This is a genomic window from Amycolatopsis sp. NPDC004747 (genome assembly GCF_053601335.1).
This window is the reverse complement of the sequence record NZ_JBSGBQ010000011.1, coordinates 92,895-109,998: the sequence shown is the minus strand read 5'-3', so window position 1 is coordinate 109,998 and position 17,104 is coordinate 92,895. Positions and strand designations below refer to the sequence as shown.

Sequence of the window (17,104 nt, the reverse complement as noted above, 5' to 3'; positions counted from 1 at the left end):
AAGGCGCCGGGGAAGGTGTCCGAATGTGACCCGGATCTCGGCTGAGGACGGTCGACGAGCGGGGAGTAAACATCGTTAACTTCCGGGATGAGTCGCCGCCGGATGGCCGCGGTCCCTCGTGACCCGCGCGCCGACGAGTACCCCATGCCCCCGGTGCCGCACGGCTGGTACGCGCTGCTGCGGAGTGGTCAGCTGCCGCGCGGCAAGGTCGTGCCGCTGCACTACTTCGGCCGCGCCCTGATCGCCTTCCGCGGGGCGGACGGCACCCCGGCGGTGCTCGACGCCTACTGCCCGCACTACGGCGCGCACCTGGGTGCGGGCGGGAAAGTGGTGGACGGGACGGTGGAATGCCCGTTCCACGGCTGGCGATTCGGCGCGGACGGCCGCTGCACGCACGCCCCGTTCGCCGTGCGGCCGCCGAAAGTGGCCCTCGGCGGGTTCCCCGTCCGCGAGCACAGCGGGCTGGTCTTCGCCTACACCGGGCCGGGCGCGCCGACCTGGGAAGTGCCGGAGATACCGGAAGCCGCGTCCCGGCGGTTCGCCCGCCCGATCGACGACGCGAACACCGCGCGGATCCACATCCAGGAAATGCGCGAGAACATCGTGGACGAGTCCCACTTCCACTTCATCCACGGCCAAAGCGAGCCGCCGGTGCAGCACCTGATCACGAACGGCCCGTTCGCCGAGGTGCGCGGCCGCATCCGGCGGCGGATCCTGCGCTGGGACGTCGACAACACCTTCGACGTGTTCATGTACGGCCCGGGCGTCATGGTGGTGCGCGTGCACGGCGCCCTGCTTTCCCTGACCGCCGTGGCGCTCACGAATCCGATCGACGACCGCACCAGCGAGCTGAGAATGCTTTACCACGTTCGCAAACCGGCCGGGTTGCCGTTCCTGGCGCCCGTTCTCAAGCTGGTCTTCCGCACGCAGGCCTTCGGCGAGGTCCGCGAGGAAATCGGGATCTGGGACCACAAGATCCACCAGGCCCGGCCGGTCCTGCTGCCGCACGAGAAGGGCATCAAGGCGCTGCGCCGCTGGTACGCCCAGTTCTACCGGGCAACGGCCGGCCCGGCCCACCCGGCCACCGAGCCGGCGCGGCCGGACTGAGCGCGGCAAGCGCATCGTCTGTGTGGACGACAGCATCGACTCCGAGACGTCCATGGGCCGGGTGTGGATCCAGCTCGCCGCGATCTTCGCCGAGTTGGAGCGCACACCGATCAAGGAGCGGACCCTGGACAGCCGGGAGAGGCTTCGCAAAGAGGGCCGCTGGTCTGGTAGGGCCCCTGTCTACGGTCTCGGCGTGGAGCCCCGCGACGACGGCGTTGCGGTCCGCGTGGGCGTCGACCCGGAGGCTTAATCCCTATACCCGGTTCATGGTCGAAGTTGTGCTCGCCGGGCGGCCGCCCTACTCGGTGGCGACTGAGCTGACGAAGCGGCGAGTGCTGTGGCCGCAGGATCTCCGACGGAAGCAGACGGTCGGGAGACGAGGGAGGGTCCCTGGAACGTCTCGACGGTCCCCTCCGTCCTGACCTCGGAGTCGCTGCGTGGCCTTATGAGCTACGAGGGCAAGCCCGTGATCGCTGAGCTGGAGCAGGTGCCCAGTACCCGCGACTCTTGGCAGGAGGTTGAGGCCGGCGAGACATGCCGGCAGGCGTGGCAGCGCATGGATGACACCGAGCGGCGCCAGCTCATGCTGGACGCCGGTAGCCAGGTGCGTGCGTGGAAAGATCCACTGGAAATTGAGTTCTGCCTCCCAGAGGGGATTCTCAGCAAACGGGTCCCTGGCTATTCCGCACCTGAGCGGGCTTTTGAAACGCAAAAGGCTCTTCTTCACTCCCGTTGCGAGGTATGGGAGAACCTTCGTGTCTCAAGACTCCTTGCTTCGGAGCGTCGTTGCCAAGCCGGTGAGCCCGACTCCGCCGCCGAGCGCGGCGATCACCCAGCCCGCGACGTACGCGAGTCCGATCACACCGAGAACGATAATGAGCAGCGCCATGAGGTACCAGCCTGGCCAGACCTCGGGAGGGAGGCGGTCGAAGAGCTGGCTGAGCGTTCCGGATCGCTTGAACGGCTCGGGAGCGTCCGGGGCGGGAGTCGGGGACGGGGGGTTCGCACTCATGCGAACATGATGGGCTCACAAAACCCAAAACAGCAAGACCCAATCGTGGCCTTATGGTGTCAATAGTAGGCAATTAGAACGCCGGAGTGAAGGCGCCGTCGCGCAATTCGCCCAAATGGCGGCTTGGTTGTCATTGACACGGGAAATGGGAATTCTCTGACGCCTACTGCAGACGAGAAGACTGCTGGCCCAGATGGCTTACCTTGGCGGAGTGTTCGAACCGGGAGTTGATGATGTCCGCGGGGGTCTCGTTGTGCGCTGGAGCCGGCGCGGTCGCCGGGGCGTCCACCTGCAGCGCGTTGGCTGGGCCAGCCGCCACGCCGAGCGTAGCCAAGAGCGGCGAGAGTCCACCCACGACGGCGGCGGCCGTCTCGATCGACAGGTGAACTTGGAACTGGCTCATGATGCCGACCGCGGCGGCGCTGCTGAGGCGAAGGCCGGGGCGAGGACAGTCTTGGCGTACTTACTGAATGCGTCCGGCGCCGTCACCAGCGCGCTGCAGGGCCTCGCCCAGGTTGTCATAACTGCGCTTCTGGACCTGTGCAACCAGCTCCTCGCCGCAGGCGTCATCGTCATGGGTCGGCTCGGCGGCCCATGACGACGTTCGTCAAGGGCTTCGGGAACGCCTTCACATTGCTCATGAGGATCCTGACGACCCTGTCGTTGCTGCTGGCGAACGTCTTCGGCGCGGCGCTGCCCGCGCTCGCCCGGTGCTCACAGCGTCGATCCAGTAGGTCGGAGACCTCCTTGGCCAGCCGACGTCGCCGCAGTGAACAGGAGTCTTCCCGTGGACGGAGAGCCGGGCCAGCGGGACATCCCCAACGTCGAGACCGACTCGGCTGCCCGCTCGGCGAGGCGGTGAACCTCGCCGAGTGGCACTGGGTCAGGAGGCACCAAGCGACCGTCCCGGGCATGGTCGCGGCGCAGAGCTGGTCGTGGCCACAGTCGGCGGCGGCGCGCGAGCTGGAGCGCCAGCCACGTGGTGTCCGGCTGGACGAGGTGGATCAGGGTGCACCCGGCGACCTGGTGAAACTGGGCGAGAAGGTCCGCGGCGCTCTCGTGGTCCGCGGCCGGGCCGCCTTGCTCGACGGCGTGGGCTCGGACGATGGCCTGAGGGAGTAGCGACGTCAGGTGGGCGTACCGACTGCCCAGTAAGTGCCCCAGGCGGAAGTCGTCTCCCGGCCACCTCGGTCACGCCCCAGCGGCTCGGCGGTGTCGGCGACCGGGCCGAGGAGGTCGTCTATGTACGTGAGGACCCGGCGCATCACGACACGCCAGAGTCCGCGGCGACATCGCCGACCTGGGTGACCTTGTGGAGGAGTTCGGCGATGGTGACGTCGAGCGCGCAGGCGAGCTTTTGGAGGCTCGTAATGCCCGCGGTGAGGCGGGTGCCCTGCTCCGGCTTGCGGACGACGTCGATGCTCGGGTCAGCGCGCTCGTCCAGCTCGCGCTGCGAGAGCTTCCTCTTCCTGCGGTAGTACTTGACGCGGGTGCCGGGCGTCGTACAGTCGTCCATCGCGAGACTTGCCTTCTTGCGGGATCGACCTTTCCGCGACCATCTCGGCCTGTCGGTAGGCATTGCTCTGCGGAGACATACAGCTTCAGCGTAACGGGCGGGCGCCCGGCGACTTCATAGTCGACGTTTGGCGGGACGTTTCGGCTTCGGCTGAGGTGCCCCGTCGGCGCTCTTGGATGTGGGTGGGGGCTGCTTGTCGCGCTCCTGTGGTGTGTCGTTGGGCTTCGGTTCCTCCTGCGGTTCGATCACGATCTTGAGCCGCCCGTGCCCGCGCTCGACTTGGATACGGCGGCCCGGCTCCGGCCGGAACTTGTGCAGGATGATCGTCGCCAGCGGGGTCGCGGCCTTGATCAGTGCACTCAGTGCTAAGACGATCACCACACCGACGACAACAGACGTAGGGAGGCCGCCCCCGGTCAGCATGCGAAGCCAAGCAACGTCGAACACGCGCAACCCAAACCGCTAGCGAGTCCCAGGGCCTCCCCGCCAGCTGGTCAGGGTTGGTGTGCAGTGCGGTGGAACGCAGGTGTATTCGCCTGCCGGCACTTTGGACATCCCGGCCCCGGGTGGCCGCTCTTATTGCATGTGCATTATCAGGCCAGGCGGGACGTCCGTGCGCCCCCAAAGGCATCCAAGCCTCTGGAGCCGCAGCTCAAGTCCTGCTAGACCGGGCAGGCTGCCGGGGTAGGGGAGACCAGATGGCACATCCCCTCGGGTGTGGTGGGAGAGCCCGTTTTCATTGGCCATAACTATACGGCAACGGTTCGATTCGCCAAAGTAGCCGTGCGTTCGGAGCGTCGGTTGCTTCGAGGCCGTCGAGGAGATTGAGCGGCTCGCGAGTTAGCTCGGCATCTTCGGGCGGGGTGTCCCGTCGTCGGCCGCGGGCGGAAGCTGCCTGTCCGGCGCCTGCAGTTTGTCGGCGCGCTTCGGTTCCTCCTGCGGTTCGATCACTATCTTGAGCCGTCCGCGCTCCACCTGGACGCGGCGGTCGTGATCCGGTTTGAGCTTGTGCAGGATGATCGTCACCAGCGGCGTCGCTGCCTTGATCAGGTAGTCCAGCGCTAGAACGATCACGACGGCAATGACGACGGCCGCGGGGAGCTGGCCGCCGGTCAGGAGGCGGAGCCAGGAGACGTCGGACACGCACAGCCCTCACCGCTGACAGGTCCGGGGCATACCCACCAGCCTTCTAAGGGTAGTGTTGACGCGTCTCGCACAAAGCCGACTCTGTCGGCGAGGAATGTAGTGTGTCCCGACCCCGGTTGGCGTTTCGTCTCTTAGGTCTCCCACGCCACGCGGAACACTCGTGAGGTCGTTCGTGGCACGATTCCCGCACCGTCGAACTCCCGACCTGTAGGCACATCTGGCTAGGTATGTCCCAAGGTGTTCCCCGGGCCATGTCAATCAGATAGGGCGTGCAGGCGCGATCAGTGTACCGCTCGCGACCAACGCCGCCACCTCAAGTGGCGGCGTGTGCAATGTCAATGCCGCCTAGTCATGCATAATCGAACGCATGTTCGGCAACTTGCCCCCGGGCGTTCCCGTGCGGGCTTGATGTCCAAGCTGTCGTGCCGGGATGCTTCAGCAGTGGCAGCGGACGACGCACGGGTATTGGCTCGGCTGCGACGTACACGCTGGGCAGCGACTACGGGTGCAGCGGGTCGCTCACTGGGTCGGCGCCTACGTCCTGGATCCCCGCCGGGAGGGGACGCCGAGAGGCAGGTGGGGGCGGGTCTACCCTGGAGGCCGATGACCGAGAACCAGGCACCCAGGGCGTACCAGATCCGCACCTTCGGCTGCCAGATGAACGTGCACGACTCCGAGCGCCTCGCCGGGCAGCTCGAGGACGCCGGCTACGTCCCGGCCACCGCCGGGGCCAAGCCGGACCTGATCGTGTTCAACACCTGCGCCGTGCGGGAGAACGCGGACAACAAGCTGTACGGCACCCTCGGGCACCTGCGCCCGGACAAGGTCGCGAACCCCGACCTGCAGATCGCCGTCGGCGGGTGTCTCGCGCAGAAGGACCGCGGGGAGATCGTCAAGCGGGCGCCGTGGGTCGACGTCGTGTTCGGCACGCACAACATCGGGTCGCTGCCCACGCTGCTCGAACGCGCCCGGCACAACGCCGAGGCGGAGGTCGAGATCCTCGAGTCGCTCGAGACCTTCCCCTCGACGCTGCCCGCGCGCCGCGAGTCGTCCTACGCGAGCTGGGTGTCCGTTTCGGTCGGCTGCAACAACACCTGCACCTTCTGCATCGTCCCCGCCCTGCGCGGCAAGGAACGCGACCGGCGGCCCGGCGAGATCCTCGCCGAGGTCGAGGCGCTCGTCGCCGAGGGCGTGCTCGAGGTCACCCTGCTCGGCCAGAACGTGAACTCCTACGGCGTCGAGTTCGGCGACAGGCTGGCCTTCGGCAAGCTGCTGCGCGCGTGCGGGACCGTCGACGGCCTCGAGCGCGTCCGGTTCACCTCGCCGCACCCGGCGGCCTTCACCTCCGACGTCATCGACGCCATGGCCGCCACCCCGAACGTCTGCCACCAGCTGCACATGCCGCTGCAGTCGGGGTCGGACCGGGTGCTGCGCGAGATGAAGCGGTCCTACCGCTCCGCGCGCTTCCTGAACATCCTCGACGAGGTCCGCGCGGCCATGCCGGACGCGGCGATCACCACCGACATCATCGTCGGCTTCCCCGGCGAGACGGAGGAGGACTTCCAGGCGACGCTGGACGTCGTGGCACAGGCCCGCTTCTCCAGCGCGTTCACCTTCCAGTACTCGAAGCGCCCGGGCACCCCGGCCGCGACGATGGACGGCCAGCTGCCGAAGGAGGTCGTGCAGGAGCGCTACGACCGCCTGGTCGAGCTGCAGAACGCGATCTCCTGGGACGAGAACAAGAAGATCGTCGGCCGCCGCGTCGAGCTGCTCGTCGCCGCGGGCGAGGGCCGCAAGGACGCCGAGACGCACCGGATGAGCGGCCGCGCCCGCGATGGGCGCCTGGTGCACTTCACGCCGACCGGCTCCGGCGTCGACCGCTCGGTCCGCCCCGGGGACGTCGTCGAGACGGTCGTCACCTACGCCGCACCGCACCACCTGGTGGCCGACGGCGACCTCCTGTCCCACCGGCGAACCCGGGCGGGCGACAACGCCGAGGCCGGCCTGCGGCCGAAGACGAGCGGCGTCACGCTGGGCTTGCCGGGCTTCGGTGCCCCGGCCGCCCAGCCCGAACCGGTGAGTGGGTGCGCGCTGTGACCGAGTCCCGTGGCAACGGCGAGCTGGCCGAGCTGGCCGCCGAGATCGACGAGGCGGGCGCACGAGCGTCCCGCACGGTGGAGCTGGGCCGCCGCGGGTTCACCATCGCGGTGTTCACGTTCGTGCTGCTGATCTGCCAGATCCTCCCGTGGGTCGGCGACCACGCGGGCTGGCAGGTCCTGGCGGGCGAGGGCGGCGGCATCCCGCAGCTGTTCGCGGCGACGTCGACCGGCGTCGGCATCCTCGCGTCGGCGCTGGCGCTCGTGACGCGGCGCTGGTGGCTGGCCTGGGTCTGCGCCGCCGGCGGCTGGTTCGCCTCGGTCGACGGGCTGCTGGCCATCTGGTCGCAGCAGTCGTCGCACGCCCCCGGGGCGGCGGGCGGCGGCCCGGGCATCGGCCTGATCGTCGCCTGGATCGCGATGATCTGCCTCGCGGTCCAGTGGATGAGGACGGCGTTCTCGCGTTCGTGAGGCCGGTGGGGACCGGGTTCAGCCGACGCGCAGGGTGAGCGTGCCGGCCGAATAGGCGGCGGCGTAGAGCGTCGTCTCGGGGTGGAAGAGCCGCAGCGAGACGGTGGCGCTCACGCTGAAGCTGAGGCTGAGCGAGAACCCGCCGTTGGGCCGGCAGGTCGTGTCGGCGATGTTCACCCAGGCGCCGGCCTGCAGCTGCTGCACGATGACGGTCTCGACGCTGGCCTCGGAGCGGGCGGCTTCGAGCACCTGGAGGTTGCCCTTGAGGTCGACCTTCTCGCCGACCTTGACGTGGTCCTTGCCCAGCTTGCCCTCGACCTTCACCTTGTCCTTGCCGGCTTCGGTGGCGGAGGCGAGGGGAGCCGCCCCGGCCGGGGCGGCGAGCGCCGGGGCCGGCCCGGCGAGGGCGACGGTGACCGCCAGAGCGGTGAGGATCCTGCGGGTTGTCCTGATCATGAGCAGAGTGGAGCACCGGGACCGGCCCTGGGCACGCGGTGACCCCCGGTCGGGGCGTCGGCCGAACTCCTTCGGGTGTTTCCGCTTGCCGATGACCCCCGAGACGCACTGAAGGCCGCATCCGGGGACGCGGAGTCCCCGGATGCGGCCTTCACCGGCTTCAGCGGTCGGCGACCGCCGCCTCCGCGGCCTGCAGCCACTCGCGCCACTGGGCCGCCTGCTCGTCCGCCTTCTTCGCCCGCCGCTCGTCCCCGGCCGCCCGAGCCTTCGCCGCCTGGGACTCGAACTGCTCCACCCGCTCCCGGAACTGGGCCGCCCGGGCCTGCGCCTCCGGGTCGGTCCGGCGCCAGCGGCTGTCCTCGGCCGCCTTCACGGTGTCCTGCACCGCCTTCAGCCGGCCGTCCAGCTCGCGGATGCGCTCGCGGGGGACCTTGCCGATCTCGTCCCACTGCTCCTGGATGCGCCGCAACGCGCTCTTCGCCGCCTCCAGGTTGGCCGCCGCGTCGATCTTCTCCGCCTCGACCAGCAGCTCTTCCTTGCGGGCCGCGTTCGCCCCGAACTCGGCGTCGCGCTCGGAGAACACCGCCGACCGGCGGGCGAAGAACTTGTCCTGCGCCGCGCGGAAACGCTGCCACAGCGCTTCGTCGCTGTCCTTCGGCGCGCGACCGGCGGCCTTCCACTCGGTCATCAGGTCCTTGTAGCGGCCCGCCGTCTCGCCCCAGTCCTCGGACTCGCTGATGGCCTCGGCCTCCGCGATGAGCTCTTCCTTGCGCTGCTTGGCCGAGGCGCGCTGCTTGTCCAGCTCGGCGAAGTGCGACCCCCGGCGGCGGTTGAACGCCTCGCGGGCCTTCGAGAACCGCTTCCACAGCTCGTCGTCGGTCTTGCGGTCGACGCCCTTGACCGTCTTCCACTCGTCCAGGATCGCGCGCAGCCGGTCGCCCGCCGCCTTCCACTGGGTGGAGTCGGCCGCGATCTTCTCGGCCTCCTCGGCGAGCGCCTGCTTGCGGGCGACCGCCGCGGCGCGGGCCTCCTCGCGCTCCGCCTTCGCGCTGGCCAGCGCCTTTTCGGCGTGCGCGATGACGTACTCCAGCCGCGCGGCGAGCGCGGCCAGGTCGCCGACGACGGCCGCCTCGGCGAGCCCGTCCCGGATCTGGGTGGCGCTCGACAGCGCGTGCTTCGGGTCGCCCGCCCCGGAGACCAGCCGGGTCTCCAGCAGCTCGACCTCGGTGCGCACGTCGTCGAAGCGGCGTGCGTAGTGCACCAAGCCCTCGTCCGGGCTGCCGGCCTGCCAGACGCCGACGGCGCGCTCGCCCTCGGCGGTGACGACGTAGACGGTGCCCTCGTCGTCGATCCGGCCCCAGGTCGACGGGGTGGGTTCGGCGGGCGGCACGGGCGGGGCGGCGTGCCCGGCGTGCAGCGCGTGCGGCACCGGGTGCGGGGCCGGGGTACCGGTGGAAGTGTTCTCCTGGGCCATCGCAGGCTCCTTATCGCCTGTACGCCCGCTCGCGCGGGCGCCCCGCCGTGGAGCGGGGCCGGGTAATGCGGTCGTCACGGGCCGTGCTCGGATGCTACGGCCCCTAGGCGGCATTCAAGCAGCTCAGCGCGCACCGTGGTACTGGATGGGCCACTCGAAGCTCGTGATCCTACTTCCGGTGGACGCTCCGTGTCGGCCCGCAGGTATCGTCAGCCGCCGTGAACAGCCCCGTCGTCCCGGTCGCGGTGGTCGGGCCGACGGCCACCGGCAAGACCGCGCTCGCCGTCGAGCTGGCCCTGGAACTGGGCGGCGAAGTCGTCAACGCCGACGCGATGCAGCTCTACCGGGGCATGGACATCGGCACCGCCAAGGCCGGCGAGGCCGAGCGCCGCGGCGTCCCGCACCACCTGCTCGACGTCCTGGACGTGACCGAGACGGCGTCCGTCGCGGCCTACCAGCGCCACGCGCGGGCCGAGATCGAGCGGCTGCTGGCCGACGGCAGGGTCCCGGTGCTGGCCGGCGGGTCCGGCCTCTACGTCCAGGCCGTGCTCGACGACCTGCGGTTCCCCGGCACCGACCCGGCCGTCCGGGCCCGGCTCGACGCAGAAGCCGAACAGCTCGGCACCCCGGCGTTGTACACCCGGTTGGGTGAACGCGATCCGGTGGCCGCCGCCAAGATCCTGCCCACCAACACACGCCGGATCGTGCGCGCCCTCGAGGTCATCGAGATCACCGGCGAGCCGTTCTCGGCGAACCTGCCCGCGCCGGGCCCCGCCCGCTACGGCACCGTCGTGATCGGCGTGGACCGTGCGCCCGAGGAGCTCGACGAGCGCGTGAACGAGCGCGTGGTGCGGATGTTCGAGGCCGGGCTGGTCGACGAGGTGCGCGAGCTGGAGAAGCGCGGCCTGCGCGAGGGGAAGACGGCGGCGCGGGCGCTCGGCTACCAGCAGGTGCTCGCCGAACTCGACGGCGAAGGCGACTTCGACGCGGCCGCCGCGGCAACGGCGCAGGCCACCCGGCGCTTCGTCCGCAAGCAACGCTCCTGGTTCCGGCGCGACCAGCGGATCCTTTGGTTCGACGGCGCCGATCCGGGGCTGGCCGCGCGCGTCCTGGATACCCTGGGCCGGTAATCTGCACCCATGGGCGGAATCGAGTTCCTCAAGGGGCACGGCACGCAGAACGACTTCGTGCTGCTCCCCGACCCGGCGGCCCGCCTCGAGCTGACCGCGGCGAAGGTCGCCGCGCTGTGCGACCGGCAACGCGGCCTCGGCGCCGACGGCGTGCTGCGCGTCGTGCGCGCCGCCGCGCTCGGCGAGGAGTCCGCGGGCGAGTGGTTCATGGACTACCGCAACGCCGACGGGTCGATCGCCGAGATGTGCGGCAACGGCGTGCGCGTGTTCGCCCGCTACCTGGTCGACGCGGGCCTGGCCCCCGAGGGCGAGTTCGTCGTCGGCACCCGCGCGGGCGACCGCCCGGTGGTGGTGCACCCGGACCGCTCGGTGACCGTCCAGATGGGCCCGGCGACGATCACCGGGACGTCGGTCACGGTGGTCGCGGGCCGCCCGTTCTCCGGGGTGGCGGTCGACGTCGGCAACCCGCACCTGGTCTCGCTGCTCGACGACGACGTGGCCGGTCTCGACCTGCGCGAGCAGCCCGACTTCGACCACGACGTGTTCCCGAACGGCGTGAACCTCGAGTTCATCAACTGCCTCGGCCACGGCGCGCTGCGGATGCGCGTGCACGAGCGCGGCGTGGGGGAGACGCGGGCGTGCGGCACCGGCACGGTCGCCGCGGTGGCGGCCGCGTTCCACCTGGCGGGCACCGACACCGGGGAGTCCACAGTGGACATCCCGGGCGGCCGGGTCGAGGTGACGGTGTCCCGCGGCGCGTCGACGCTGTCGGGCCCCGCGGAGATCGTGGCCCGCGGCGAGCTCGACGAAGCCTGGTGGGCCGCCGCCGGTTCCTGACGGCGACCCACCGGCATCAGATCTTCGCCTCCACCGCGAAGTCTCCTTCGCGCGATTCCACGGCGGCGATCGCGCCCGCGGTGCGGATGTCCGGCTCGATGGCCGCGAACCGGGTCAGCAGCTCGGCCGGCCCGGTCACGGTGAGCGTCTCGACGGCGGATCGCATCGACACCTTCGCGTCGGTCTTCGCGCGGCGGACCGCCGCGATCACCTCGCCGGCCAGCGAGAGCAGCTCCGGGTCACCGTCGGACTCCGCCACCGAAGGCCACGCGGCCCGGTGCACCGACCCCTCCTGCCACCACGACCAGACCTCCTCGGTCGCGAACGGCAGGAACGGCGCGAACAGCCGCAGCAACGCCGACAACGCCGTCACCAACGCGACCTGCGCCGACTCCGCTCCCGAAGGACCGCTGTCGCCGTACGCGCGGCCCTTCACCAGCTCGACGTAGTCGTCGCAGAACGTCCAGAAGAACGTCTCCGTCACCTGCAGCGCCCGCGCGTAGTCCAAGGCCACCAACGCCGCGGTCGCCTGCGAAACGACGACCGCGAGCGAAGCCAGCAACGCCCGGTCCAACGGCTCGACGGCCACGGCGGACGGCGAGGGCACCCCGAGGCCGAGCACGAACCGGCTCGCGTTGAGCAGCTTCGTCGCCAGCCGCCGCCCCACCTTCATCTGGCCTTCGTCCACCGCCGTGTCGACGCCCGGGCGCGCGCTCGTCGCCCAGTACCGCACGGCGTCCGAGCCGAAGCGCTCCAGCAGGTCCGCCGGGGTCGTCACGTTGCCCTTGGATTTGGACATCTTCTTGCGGTCCGGGTCGAGCACCCAGCCCGCGATCGACGCCTCCCGCCACGGCAGCACGCCGTGCTCCAGCTCCGCGCGGACCACCGTGGAGAACAGCCAGGTGCGGATGATCTCGTGCGCCTGCGGCCGCAGGTCCATCGGGAAAACGCGGCCGAACAGGTCGTCGTCGACGCTCCACCGGCCGGCGATCTGCGGTGTCAGCGACGACGTCGCCCAGGTGTCCATCACGTCGGGGTCGGCGGCGAACCCACCCGGCACGCCGCGCTGCTCCCCGGTGAACCCCGGCGGGACGTCGCTGCTCGGGTCCACCGGCAGCGTGTCCGGCAGGAGACGCGCGGCGTAGTCCGGCTCGCCGTTCGCGTCGAGCCGGTACCACAGCGGGATCGGCACGCCGAAGAACCGCTGCCGGCTGACCAGCCAGTCCCCGGCCAGGTTCGCCACCCACGACGAATACCGGACGCGCATGTGCTTCGGCACCCAGTTCAGCTCTTCGCCGCGTGCCAGCACCTTTTCGCGGAAGGCGGCGTCGGTCCCGCCGTTGCGCAGGTACCACTGCCGGGTCGCGACGATTTCCAAGGGCTTGTCGCCCTTTTCGTAGAACTTCACCGCGTGGGTGATCGGCCGCGGTTCCCCGCGCAGGGCGCCGGCTTCGCGCAGCAGGCGGACCGCGATCTCGCGTCCCGTGTGGACGGTCTTGCCCGCCAGCGGCGCGTACGCCTCGGACGGCACCCCGGCCGGCGCGTCGGGCAGGAACCGCCCGTCGCGTCCCAGCACCACCCGCGTCGCCAGCCGCAGCTCCCGCCACCACGTCACGTCGGTGGTGTCGCCGAACGTGCACACCATCGCGATGCCGCGGCCCTTCTCCGGGTCCGCGAGGTGGTGCGCCACCACGGGCACCTCGACCCCGAACACCGGCGACCGCACGGACTTCCCGAACAGCGGCTTGAAGCGTTCGTCGTCGGGGTGCGCCACCAGGGCGACGCAGGCGGGCAGCAGCTCCGGCCGGGTCGTCGCGATCACCACGTCGGCGCCGTCCGGCCCGGTGAACGCGAGGTCGTGGAAGGCACCCGGGCGTTCGCGGTCCTCCAGTTCGGCCTGGGCGACGGCGGTGCGGAACGACACGTCCCACAGCGTCGGCGCGTCGGCCTGGTACGCCTCGCCGCGCTCGAGGTTGCGCAGGAACGCGCGCTGCGAAATCAGCCGCGAGTCGTGCCCGATCGTCTGGTAGGTCGTCGTCCAGTCGACCGACAGCCCGAGCCGCCGCCACAGCTGCTCGAAGACCTGCTCGTCGGTCTCGGTCAGCGACTCGCACAGCTCGACGAAGTTGCGCCGCGAGATCGCGACGACGTCCTTGCCCGGCTTCTCCGGCGGCCGGAAGCCCGGGTCGTAGGGCAGCGAAGGCTCGCAGCGGACGCCGAAGTGGTTCTGCACCCGGCGTTCGGTCGGCAGGCCGTTGTCGTCCCACCCCACCGGGTAGAAGACCTCGCGCCCGCGCATCCGCTGGAACCGGGCGAGGACGTCGGTGTGGGTGTAGGAGAAGACGTGCCCGATGTGCAGCGACCCGCTGGCCGTCAGCGGGGGAGTGTCGATCGAGTAGATCTCGTCCCGGGTCTTCGTCCGGTCGAAGCGGTAGGCGCCGGTGGATTCCCATACGGGTACCCACTTGGCCTCCAGACCGTCGACACCGACCTTGTCCGGGACTCGCGGGCGCTCGTACGGAGTATTCATGAACCAACTCTAGGCGGCGCCGGAACCGCTTTTCGCTTCGGTCGGCAGGTCGCGCATGTGCCGCAACGGCGAGCAGACCACCCACAGCACGGCGGCGGCTTCCCCGGCCACCGCCACCCACATCGCGCCGCGCAGCCCGAGCCCTTCGCCGAGCGCGCCGCCCAGCAGTCCCCCGATCGGAATCGTGCCCCAGACGACGAACCGCGCGCTCGCGTTCATCCGGCCGAGCAGCCGGTCCGGGCAGATCGCCTGCCGGTAGGACACGGAGGCGACGTTGTAGACGATGATGCCGAACCCGGTGACGACCAGCCCGAACCCGGCAGGCCCGAGCCGCCAGTCCGGCTCGGCGAGCGGGACCAGCAGGTGCGTCGGCCAGGTCAGCAGCGGAACCAGCCAGATCGACCGAGCGTGGCCGATCCGCCGCGTGAGTGCCCCCGAGCAGATCGCGCCGAGGATCCCTCCGGCGCTGCCGGCGGCCAGCAGCACGCCGACCGCCCAGGGCGGCAGCCCGACGGTGCGAGTCAGGAACAGCACCTCGACCGCGGTGAAGGCGCCGTTGAAGAGGTTCCCGGTCGCCGTGCAGGCCACGCTCGCGCGCAACGGCTTGTCGGAGAAGACGAACCGCAGACCTTCGGCGATCTGCGGCAGCAGCCGCGTGTGCCCGGTCCGTTCCGGGCCGGGTTCGACGGCGCGGATCCGCAGCAGGCACAGCGCCGACGCCAGATAGCCCAGCGCGGTGACCAGCACGGTGTTCGCCGCGCTCACCAGCTGGACCAGCACGCCCGCCCCGCTCGGCCCGGCGACCCCCGCGACCGACTGGACGGCCTGCAGCTTCGCGTTGCCCTCCAGCAGGCGCTCCCGGCCCACGAGCGAGGGCAGGTACGACTGGTAGGCGACGTCGAAGAAGACCGTCGCCACGCCCACGAGCAGCACGACCACCATCAGCTGGGCGAGCGTCAGCACCCCCGCCCACCAGGCGAGCGGCACGCTCGCCAGGAGCGCGAAGCGGACGAAGTCGGCGACGAGCATGACCTGGCGCCGCCGCAGCCGGTCCACCCACACCCCGGCGGGCAGGCCGATCAGCAGGAACGCGAGCGTCTGGGCCGCGGTGAGCAGGCCCATCTCGAACGGCGTCGCGGCCAGCGTCACCGCCGCGAGCAGCGGGATGGCGGTGTACCCGACGCTCGTGCCGAACTGGCTCGCCGTGTCGCCTGCCCACAGCCGTCTGAAGTCCGCGTGGCGGAAAAGCGACCCCCTGTGCATGGCTCCCGAGTCTGGCGTGAGTGATTGGAAAGTGTCAATCACTGTTCGCTCTAGGCTGTACGCGTGCCTGATGGGAAACGACGCCCCGCGACCGAAGCCGAGGCCGCCGCGCTGGCCTCCGGAATACGGCTGCGCATCATCCGGTTGACCTTCTCGGAGGCGCTGACGAACAAGGAGCTCGCCCAGCGGCTGGGCCGCGACCCGGCGACGACGCTGCACCACGTGCGCAAGCTCGTCGAGACCGGCTTCCTGGCCGCGCAGCCGCCGCGCCGCGGGGCCCGGGGCGCCAAGGAAATTCCGTATCTTTCGACGGGGCTTTCGTGGACACTCGACTCATGCGGTGACAAGGACGTGGAACAGGCGGTTCTCGAGGCCTATCTGGCCGAGATCGCCGAAACCGGATTCGAGGGCGTGCACCAGTCGCGCCTGGTCGTCCAGGTGGCCCCCGAGGAGCGGGCGGAGCTCGATTCGCGGCTCAACGCCCTGCTCGAGGAGTTCCGCGCGCGCCCGGTCCGTCCCGGCGCCGAGCGCACCGCGATCTACCTCGCCACCTATCCCAGCACGTAAAAGTTCGGTTCCCGCGGCGAGTCGTGGGAACATGGAGGCACGATGACAGAACTGACACACACCGAAGACCACGACGACGACCTGTACGACGGCGACCCGTCGACAGGCGAAATGGAGCTCGAAGACCGGGCGTCGCTGCGCCGGGTCAGGGGTCTGTCCACGGAGCTGGACGACGTCACCGAGGTCGAGTACCGGCAACTGCGGCTCGAGCGTGTCGTGCTGGTCGGCGTGTGGACCGAGGGCACGGCCCTGCAGTCCGAGGCGTCGCTGGCCGAGCTGGCGCGCCTGGCCGAGACGGCGGGCTCGGAGGTCCTCGAAGGCCTCATCCAGCGGCGGACCAAGCCCGACCCGGCCACCTACATCGGCTCGGGCAAGGTGCGGGAGCTGCGGGACATCGTCGGCTCGACCGGCGCCGACACGGTGATCTGTGACGGCGAGCTCTCGCCGGGCCAGCTGCGGCAGCTCGAGGAGAAGGTCAAGGTCAAGGTGATCGACCGGACCGCCCTGATCCTCGACATCTTCGCCCAGCACGCCCGGTCCAAGGAGGGCAAGGCGCAGGTCGAGCTGGCCCAGCTGCAGTACCTGATCCCGCGGCTGCGCGGGTGGGGTGCGTCGCTGTCCCGGCAGGCCGGTGGCCGGGCCGGCGGCGCGAACGGCGGCGTGGGCCTGCGCGGTCCCGGTGAGACCAAGCTCGAGACCGACCGGCGGCGGATCAACAAGCGCGTGGCGAAGCTGCGCCGGGAGATCGCGGCCATGGACACCATCCGCGAGACCAAGCGCGGGCGGCGGCTGGCCAACGAGGTGCCCAGCGTGGCGATCGTCGGCTACACCAACGCCGGCAAGTCGAGCCTGCTCAACGCGCTGACCGGGGCCGGGGTGCTGGTGGAGGACGCGCTGTTCGCCACCCTCGACCCGACCACCCGGCGCGCGCAGACGCCGGACGGCCGCGGCTTCACGCTGACCGACACCGTCGGGTTCGTGCGGCACCTGCCGCACCAGCTGGTGGACGCGTTCCGTTCGACGCTGGAGGAGGCCGCCGACGCGGACCTGCTGCTGCACGTGGTGGACGGGTCCGACCCGGCACCCGAAGAGCAGGTCAGCGCCGTGCGCGAGGTGCTCGGCGAGATCACCCGCAAGCGCAAGGAGCCGCTCCCGCCGGAGCTGCTGGTGATCAACAAGACCGACGCGTCCGACGAGGTCAGCCTGGCCCGGCTGCGGCACGCGCTGGCGGGCTCGGTCCAGGTCTCGGCCCGGACCGGGGCGGGCATCGCGGAGCTCGTCGAGGTGATCGCCGACCGCCTGCCGCGGCCGGAGGTCACGGTCGAGGTCCTCGTGCCCTACTCGCGCGGCGAGCTGGTCGCGCGGGCCCACGCGGACGGCGAGGTCCTCGAAGAGGAGCACGCCGAGGAGGGCACGCGCCTGCTGGTCCGGGTCCGCCCGGACCTCGCGGCGGCTTTGCGCGAGTACGAGACCAACTCGACCAGGGCCTGACACGTCTC

At 70.6% G+C, this 17,104-nt stretch carries 18 protein-coding genes; 10 read left to right on the top strand and 8 right to left on the bottom strand.

Annotated elements, in window-relative coordinates; all coding sequences use genetic code 11:
* The first annotated feature begins 87 nt into the window (after positions 1–87).
* Both ACWEGE_RS19550 and ACWEGE_RS19545 read left to right on the top strand, forming a co-directional pair.
* Positions 88–1,107, top strand: a complete 1,020-nt coding sequence (locus ACWEGE_RS19550; protein WP_449661859.1) for a Rieske 2Fe-2S domain-containing protein — start codon at positions 88–90, stop codon at positions 1,105–1,107.
* A 22-nt stretch (positions 1,108–1,129) separates the two neighbouring features.
* The gene (locus ACWEGE_RS19545) at positions 1,130–1,357 is read left to right on the top strand and encodes a recombinase family protein (RefSeq protein WP_449661858.1); all 228 of its coding nucleotides are present in this window, start codon (positions 1,130–1,132) and stop codon (positions 1,355–1,357) included.
* A gap of 925 nt (positions 1,358–2,282) precedes the next feature.
* On the opposite strand, the gene ACWEGE_RS19540 is transcribed toward ACWEGE_RS19545, so the two are convergent.
* Positions 2,283–2,522: a hypothetical protein gene (locus ACWEGE_RS19540; protein WP_449661857.1), complete on the bottom strand. Its 240-nt coding sequence runs from the start codon at positions 2,520–2,522 to the stop codon at positions 2,283–2,285.
* 51 nt (positions 2,523–2,573) lie between these two features.
* Between ACWEGE_RS19540 and ACWEGE_RS19535 the strand changes: the two genes are divergently transcribed.
* Together ACWEGE_RS19535 and ACWEGE_RS19530 are read left to right on the top strand one after the other, a co-directional pair.
* Positions 2,574–2,717 carry a hypothetical protein gene (locus ACWEGE_RS19535; protein WP_449661856.1) on the top strand — a complete coding sequence of 48 codons (144 nt, stop codon included), beginning with the start codon at positions 2,574–2,576 and terminating at the stop codon, positions 2,715–2,717.
* A complete protein-coding gene (locus ACWEGE_RS19530) occupies positions 2,714–3,241 on the top strand; it encodes a hypothetical protein (RefSeq protein WP_449661855.1) in 528 nt (175 codons plus the stop codon). Before ACWEGE_RS19535 ends, ACWEGE_RS19530 begins: the two co-directional genes overlap by 4 nt.
* 142 nt (positions 3,242–3,383) lie before the next feature.
* Here ACWEGE_RS19530 and ACWEGE_RS19525 read toward each other — a convergent pair whose 3' ends face one another.
* The 3 genes from ACWEGE_RS19525 to ACWEGE_RS19515 all read right to left on the bottom strand — a co-directional run bounded on the left by ACWEGE_RS19525 (position 3,384) and on the right by ACWEGE_RS19515 (position 4,778).
* Positions 3,384–3,635 (bottom strand): helix-turn-helix domain-containing protein, encoded by a 252-nt coding sequence (locus ACWEGE_RS19525; protein WP_449661854.1) that lies wholly within the window; start codon positions 3,633–3,635, stop codon positions 3,384–3,386.
* Positions 3,636–3,749: 114 nt separating this feature from the next.
* On the bottom strand, positions 3,750–4,088 hold the full coding sequence (locus ACWEGE_RS19520; RefSeq protein WP_449661853.1) for a hypothetical protein: 339 nt from the start codon (positions 4,086–4,088) through the stop codon (positions 3,750–3,752).
* Positions 4,089–4,475: 387 nt separating this feature from the next.
* On the bottom strand, positions 4,476–4,778 hold the full coding sequence (locus ACWEGE_RS19515) for a hypothetical protein (RefSeq protein WP_449661852.1): 303 nt from the start codon (positions 4,776–4,778) through the stop codon (positions 4,476–4,478).
* A gap of 606 nt (positions 4,779–5,384) precedes the next feature.
* Between ACWEGE_RS19515 and miaB the strand changes: the two genes are divergently transcribed.
* Together miaB and ACWEGE_RS19505 are read left to right on the top strand one after the other, a co-directional pair.
* Complete coding sequence (miaB, locus tag ACWEGE_RS19510) at positions 5,385–6,878, top strand: tRNA (N6-isopentenyl adenosine(37)-C2)-methylthiotransferase MiaB (protein WP_449661851.1); 1,494 nt, start codon at positions 5,385–5,387, stop codon at positions 6,876–6,878.
* Positions 6,875–7,348 carry an Rv2732c family membrane protein gene (locus ACWEGE_RS19505; RefSeq protein WP_449661850.1) on the top strand — a complete coding sequence of 158 codons (474 nt, stop codon included), beginning with the start codon at positions 6,875–6,877 and terminating at the stop codon, positions 7,346–7,348. The genes miaB and ACWEGE_RS19505 overlap by 4 nt, the downstream gene beginning before the upstream one ends.
* Positions 7,349–7,366: 18 nt before the next feature.
* Here the strand turns inward: ACWEGE_RS19505 and ACWEGE_RS19500 are convergent, their stop codons facing one another.
* Both ACWEGE_RS19500 and ACWEGE_RS19495 read right to left on the bottom strand, forming a co-directional pair.
* Positions 7,367–7,804 carry a hypothetical protein gene (locus ACWEGE_RS19500; RefSeq protein WP_449661849.1) on the bottom strand — a complete coding sequence of 146 codons (438 nt, stop codon included), beginning with the start codon at positions 7,802–7,804 and terminating at the stop codon, positions 7,367–7,369.
* Positions 7,805–7,964: 160 nt separating this feature from the next.
* Positions 7,965–9,278 carry a DUF349 domain-containing protein gene (locus ACWEGE_RS19495; RefSeq protein ID WP_449661848.1) on the bottom strand — a complete coding sequence of 438 codons (1,314 nt, stop codon included), beginning with the start codon at positions 9,276–9,278 and terminating at the stop codon, positions 7,965–7,967.
* Between the two features lie 218 nt (positions 9,279–9,496).
* On the opposite strand from ACWEGE_RS19495, the gene miaA reads away from it, so the two are divergent.
* Positions 9,497–10,408 carry a tRNA (adenosine(37)-N6)-dimethylallyltransferase MiaA gene (gene miaA / locus ACWEGE_RS19490; RefSeq protein ID WP_449661847.1) on the top strand — a complete coding sequence of 304 codons (912 nt, stop codon included), beginning with the start codon at positions 9,497–9,499 and terminating at the stop codon, positions 10,406–10,408.
* Between the two features lie 9 nt (positions 10,409–10,417).
* Positions 10,418–11,245 (top strand): diaminopimelate epimerase, encoded by an 828-nt coding sequence (dapF, locus tag ACWEGE_RS19485; protein ID WP_449661846.1) that lies wholly within the window; start codon positions 10,418–10,420, stop codon positions 11,243–11,245.
* Between the two features lie 16 nt (positions 11,246–11,261).
* Here dapF and valS read toward each other — a convergent pair whose 3' ends face one another.
* The gene (valS, locus tag ACWEGE_RS19480) at positions 11,262–13,775 is read right to left on the bottom strand and encodes a valine--tRNA ligase (RefSeq protein WP_449661845.1); all 2,514 of its coding nucleotides are present in this window, start codon (positions 13,773–13,775) and stop codon (positions 11,262–11,264) included.
* Positions 13,776–13,784: 9 nt separating this feature from the next.
* Positions 13,785–15,038, bottom strand: a complete 1,254-nt coding sequence (locus ACWEGE_RS19475) for an MFS transporter (protein WP_449661844.1) — start codon at positions 15,036–15,038, stop codon at positions 13,785–13,787.
* Between the two features lie 63 nt (positions 15,039–15,101).
* On the opposite strand from ACWEGE_RS19475, the gene ACWEGE_RS19470 reads away from it, so the two are divergent.
* Together ACWEGE_RS19470 and hflX are read left to right on the top strand one after the other, a co-directional pair.
* Complete coding sequence (locus ACWEGE_RS19470; RefSeq protein ID WP_449661843.1) at positions 15,102–15,605, top strand: ArsR/SmtB family transcription factor; 504 nt, start codon at positions 15,102–15,104, stop codon at positions 15,603–15,605.
* A 42-nt stretch (positions 15,606–15,647) separates the two neighbouring features.
* Positions 15,648–17,096, top strand: a complete 1,449-nt coding sequence (gene hflX, locus ACWEGE_RS19465) for a GTPase HflX (RefSeq protein WP_449661842.1) — start codon at positions 15,648–15,650, stop codon at positions 17,094–17,096.
* Positions 17,097–17,104 lie beyond the last annotated feature (8 nt).

Excerpts from the sequence above, each read along its gene's own strand:
- ACWEGE_RS19475 (WP_449661844.1), bottom strand. The coding sequence starts at position 15,038 with ATGCACAGGGGGTCGCTTTTCCGCCACGCGGACTTCAGACGGCTGTGG.
- valS (WP_449661845.1), bottom strand. The coding sequence starts at position 13,775 with ATGAATACTCCGTACGAGCGCCCGCGAGTCCCGGACAAGGTCGGTGTC.
- miaB (WP_449661851.1), top strand. The coding sequence starts at position 5,385 with ATGACCGAGAACCAGGCACCCAGGGCGTACCAGATCCGCACCTTCGGC.
- ACWEGE_RS19540 (WP_449661857.1), bottom strand. The coding sequence starts at position 2,522 with ATGAGCCAGTTCCAAGTTCACCTGTCGATCGAGACGGCCGCCGCCGTC.
- hflX (WP_449661842.1), top strand. The coding sequence starts at position 15,648 with ATGACAGAACTGACACACACCGAAGACCACGACGACGACCTGTACGAC.
- dapF (WP_449661846.1), top strand. The coding sequence starts at position 10,418 with ATGGGCGGAATCGAGTTCCTCAAGGGGCACGGCACGCAGAACGACTTC.
- ACWEGE_RS19550 (WP_449661859.1), top strand. The coding sequence starts at position 88 with ATGAGTCGCCGCCGGATGGCCGCGGTCCCTCGTGACCCGCGCGCCGAC.
- ACWEGE_RS19495 (WP_449661848.1), bottom strand. The coding sequence starts at position 9,278 with ATGGCCCAGGAGAACACTTCCACCGGTACCCCGGCCCCGCACCCGGTG.
- ACWEGE_RS19500 (WP_449661849.1), bottom strand. The coding sequence starts at position 7,804 with ATGATCAGGACAACCCGCAGGATCCTCACCGCTCTGGCGGTCACCGTC.
- ACWEGE_RS19530 (WP_449661855.1), top strand. The coding sequence starts at position 2,714 with ATGACGACGTTCGTCAAGGGCTTCGGGAACGCCTTCACATTGCTCATG.
- ACWEGE_RS19525 (WP_449661854.1), bottom strand. The coding sequence starts at position 3,635 with ATGGACGACTGTACGACGCCCGGCACCCGCGTCAAGTACTACCGCAGG.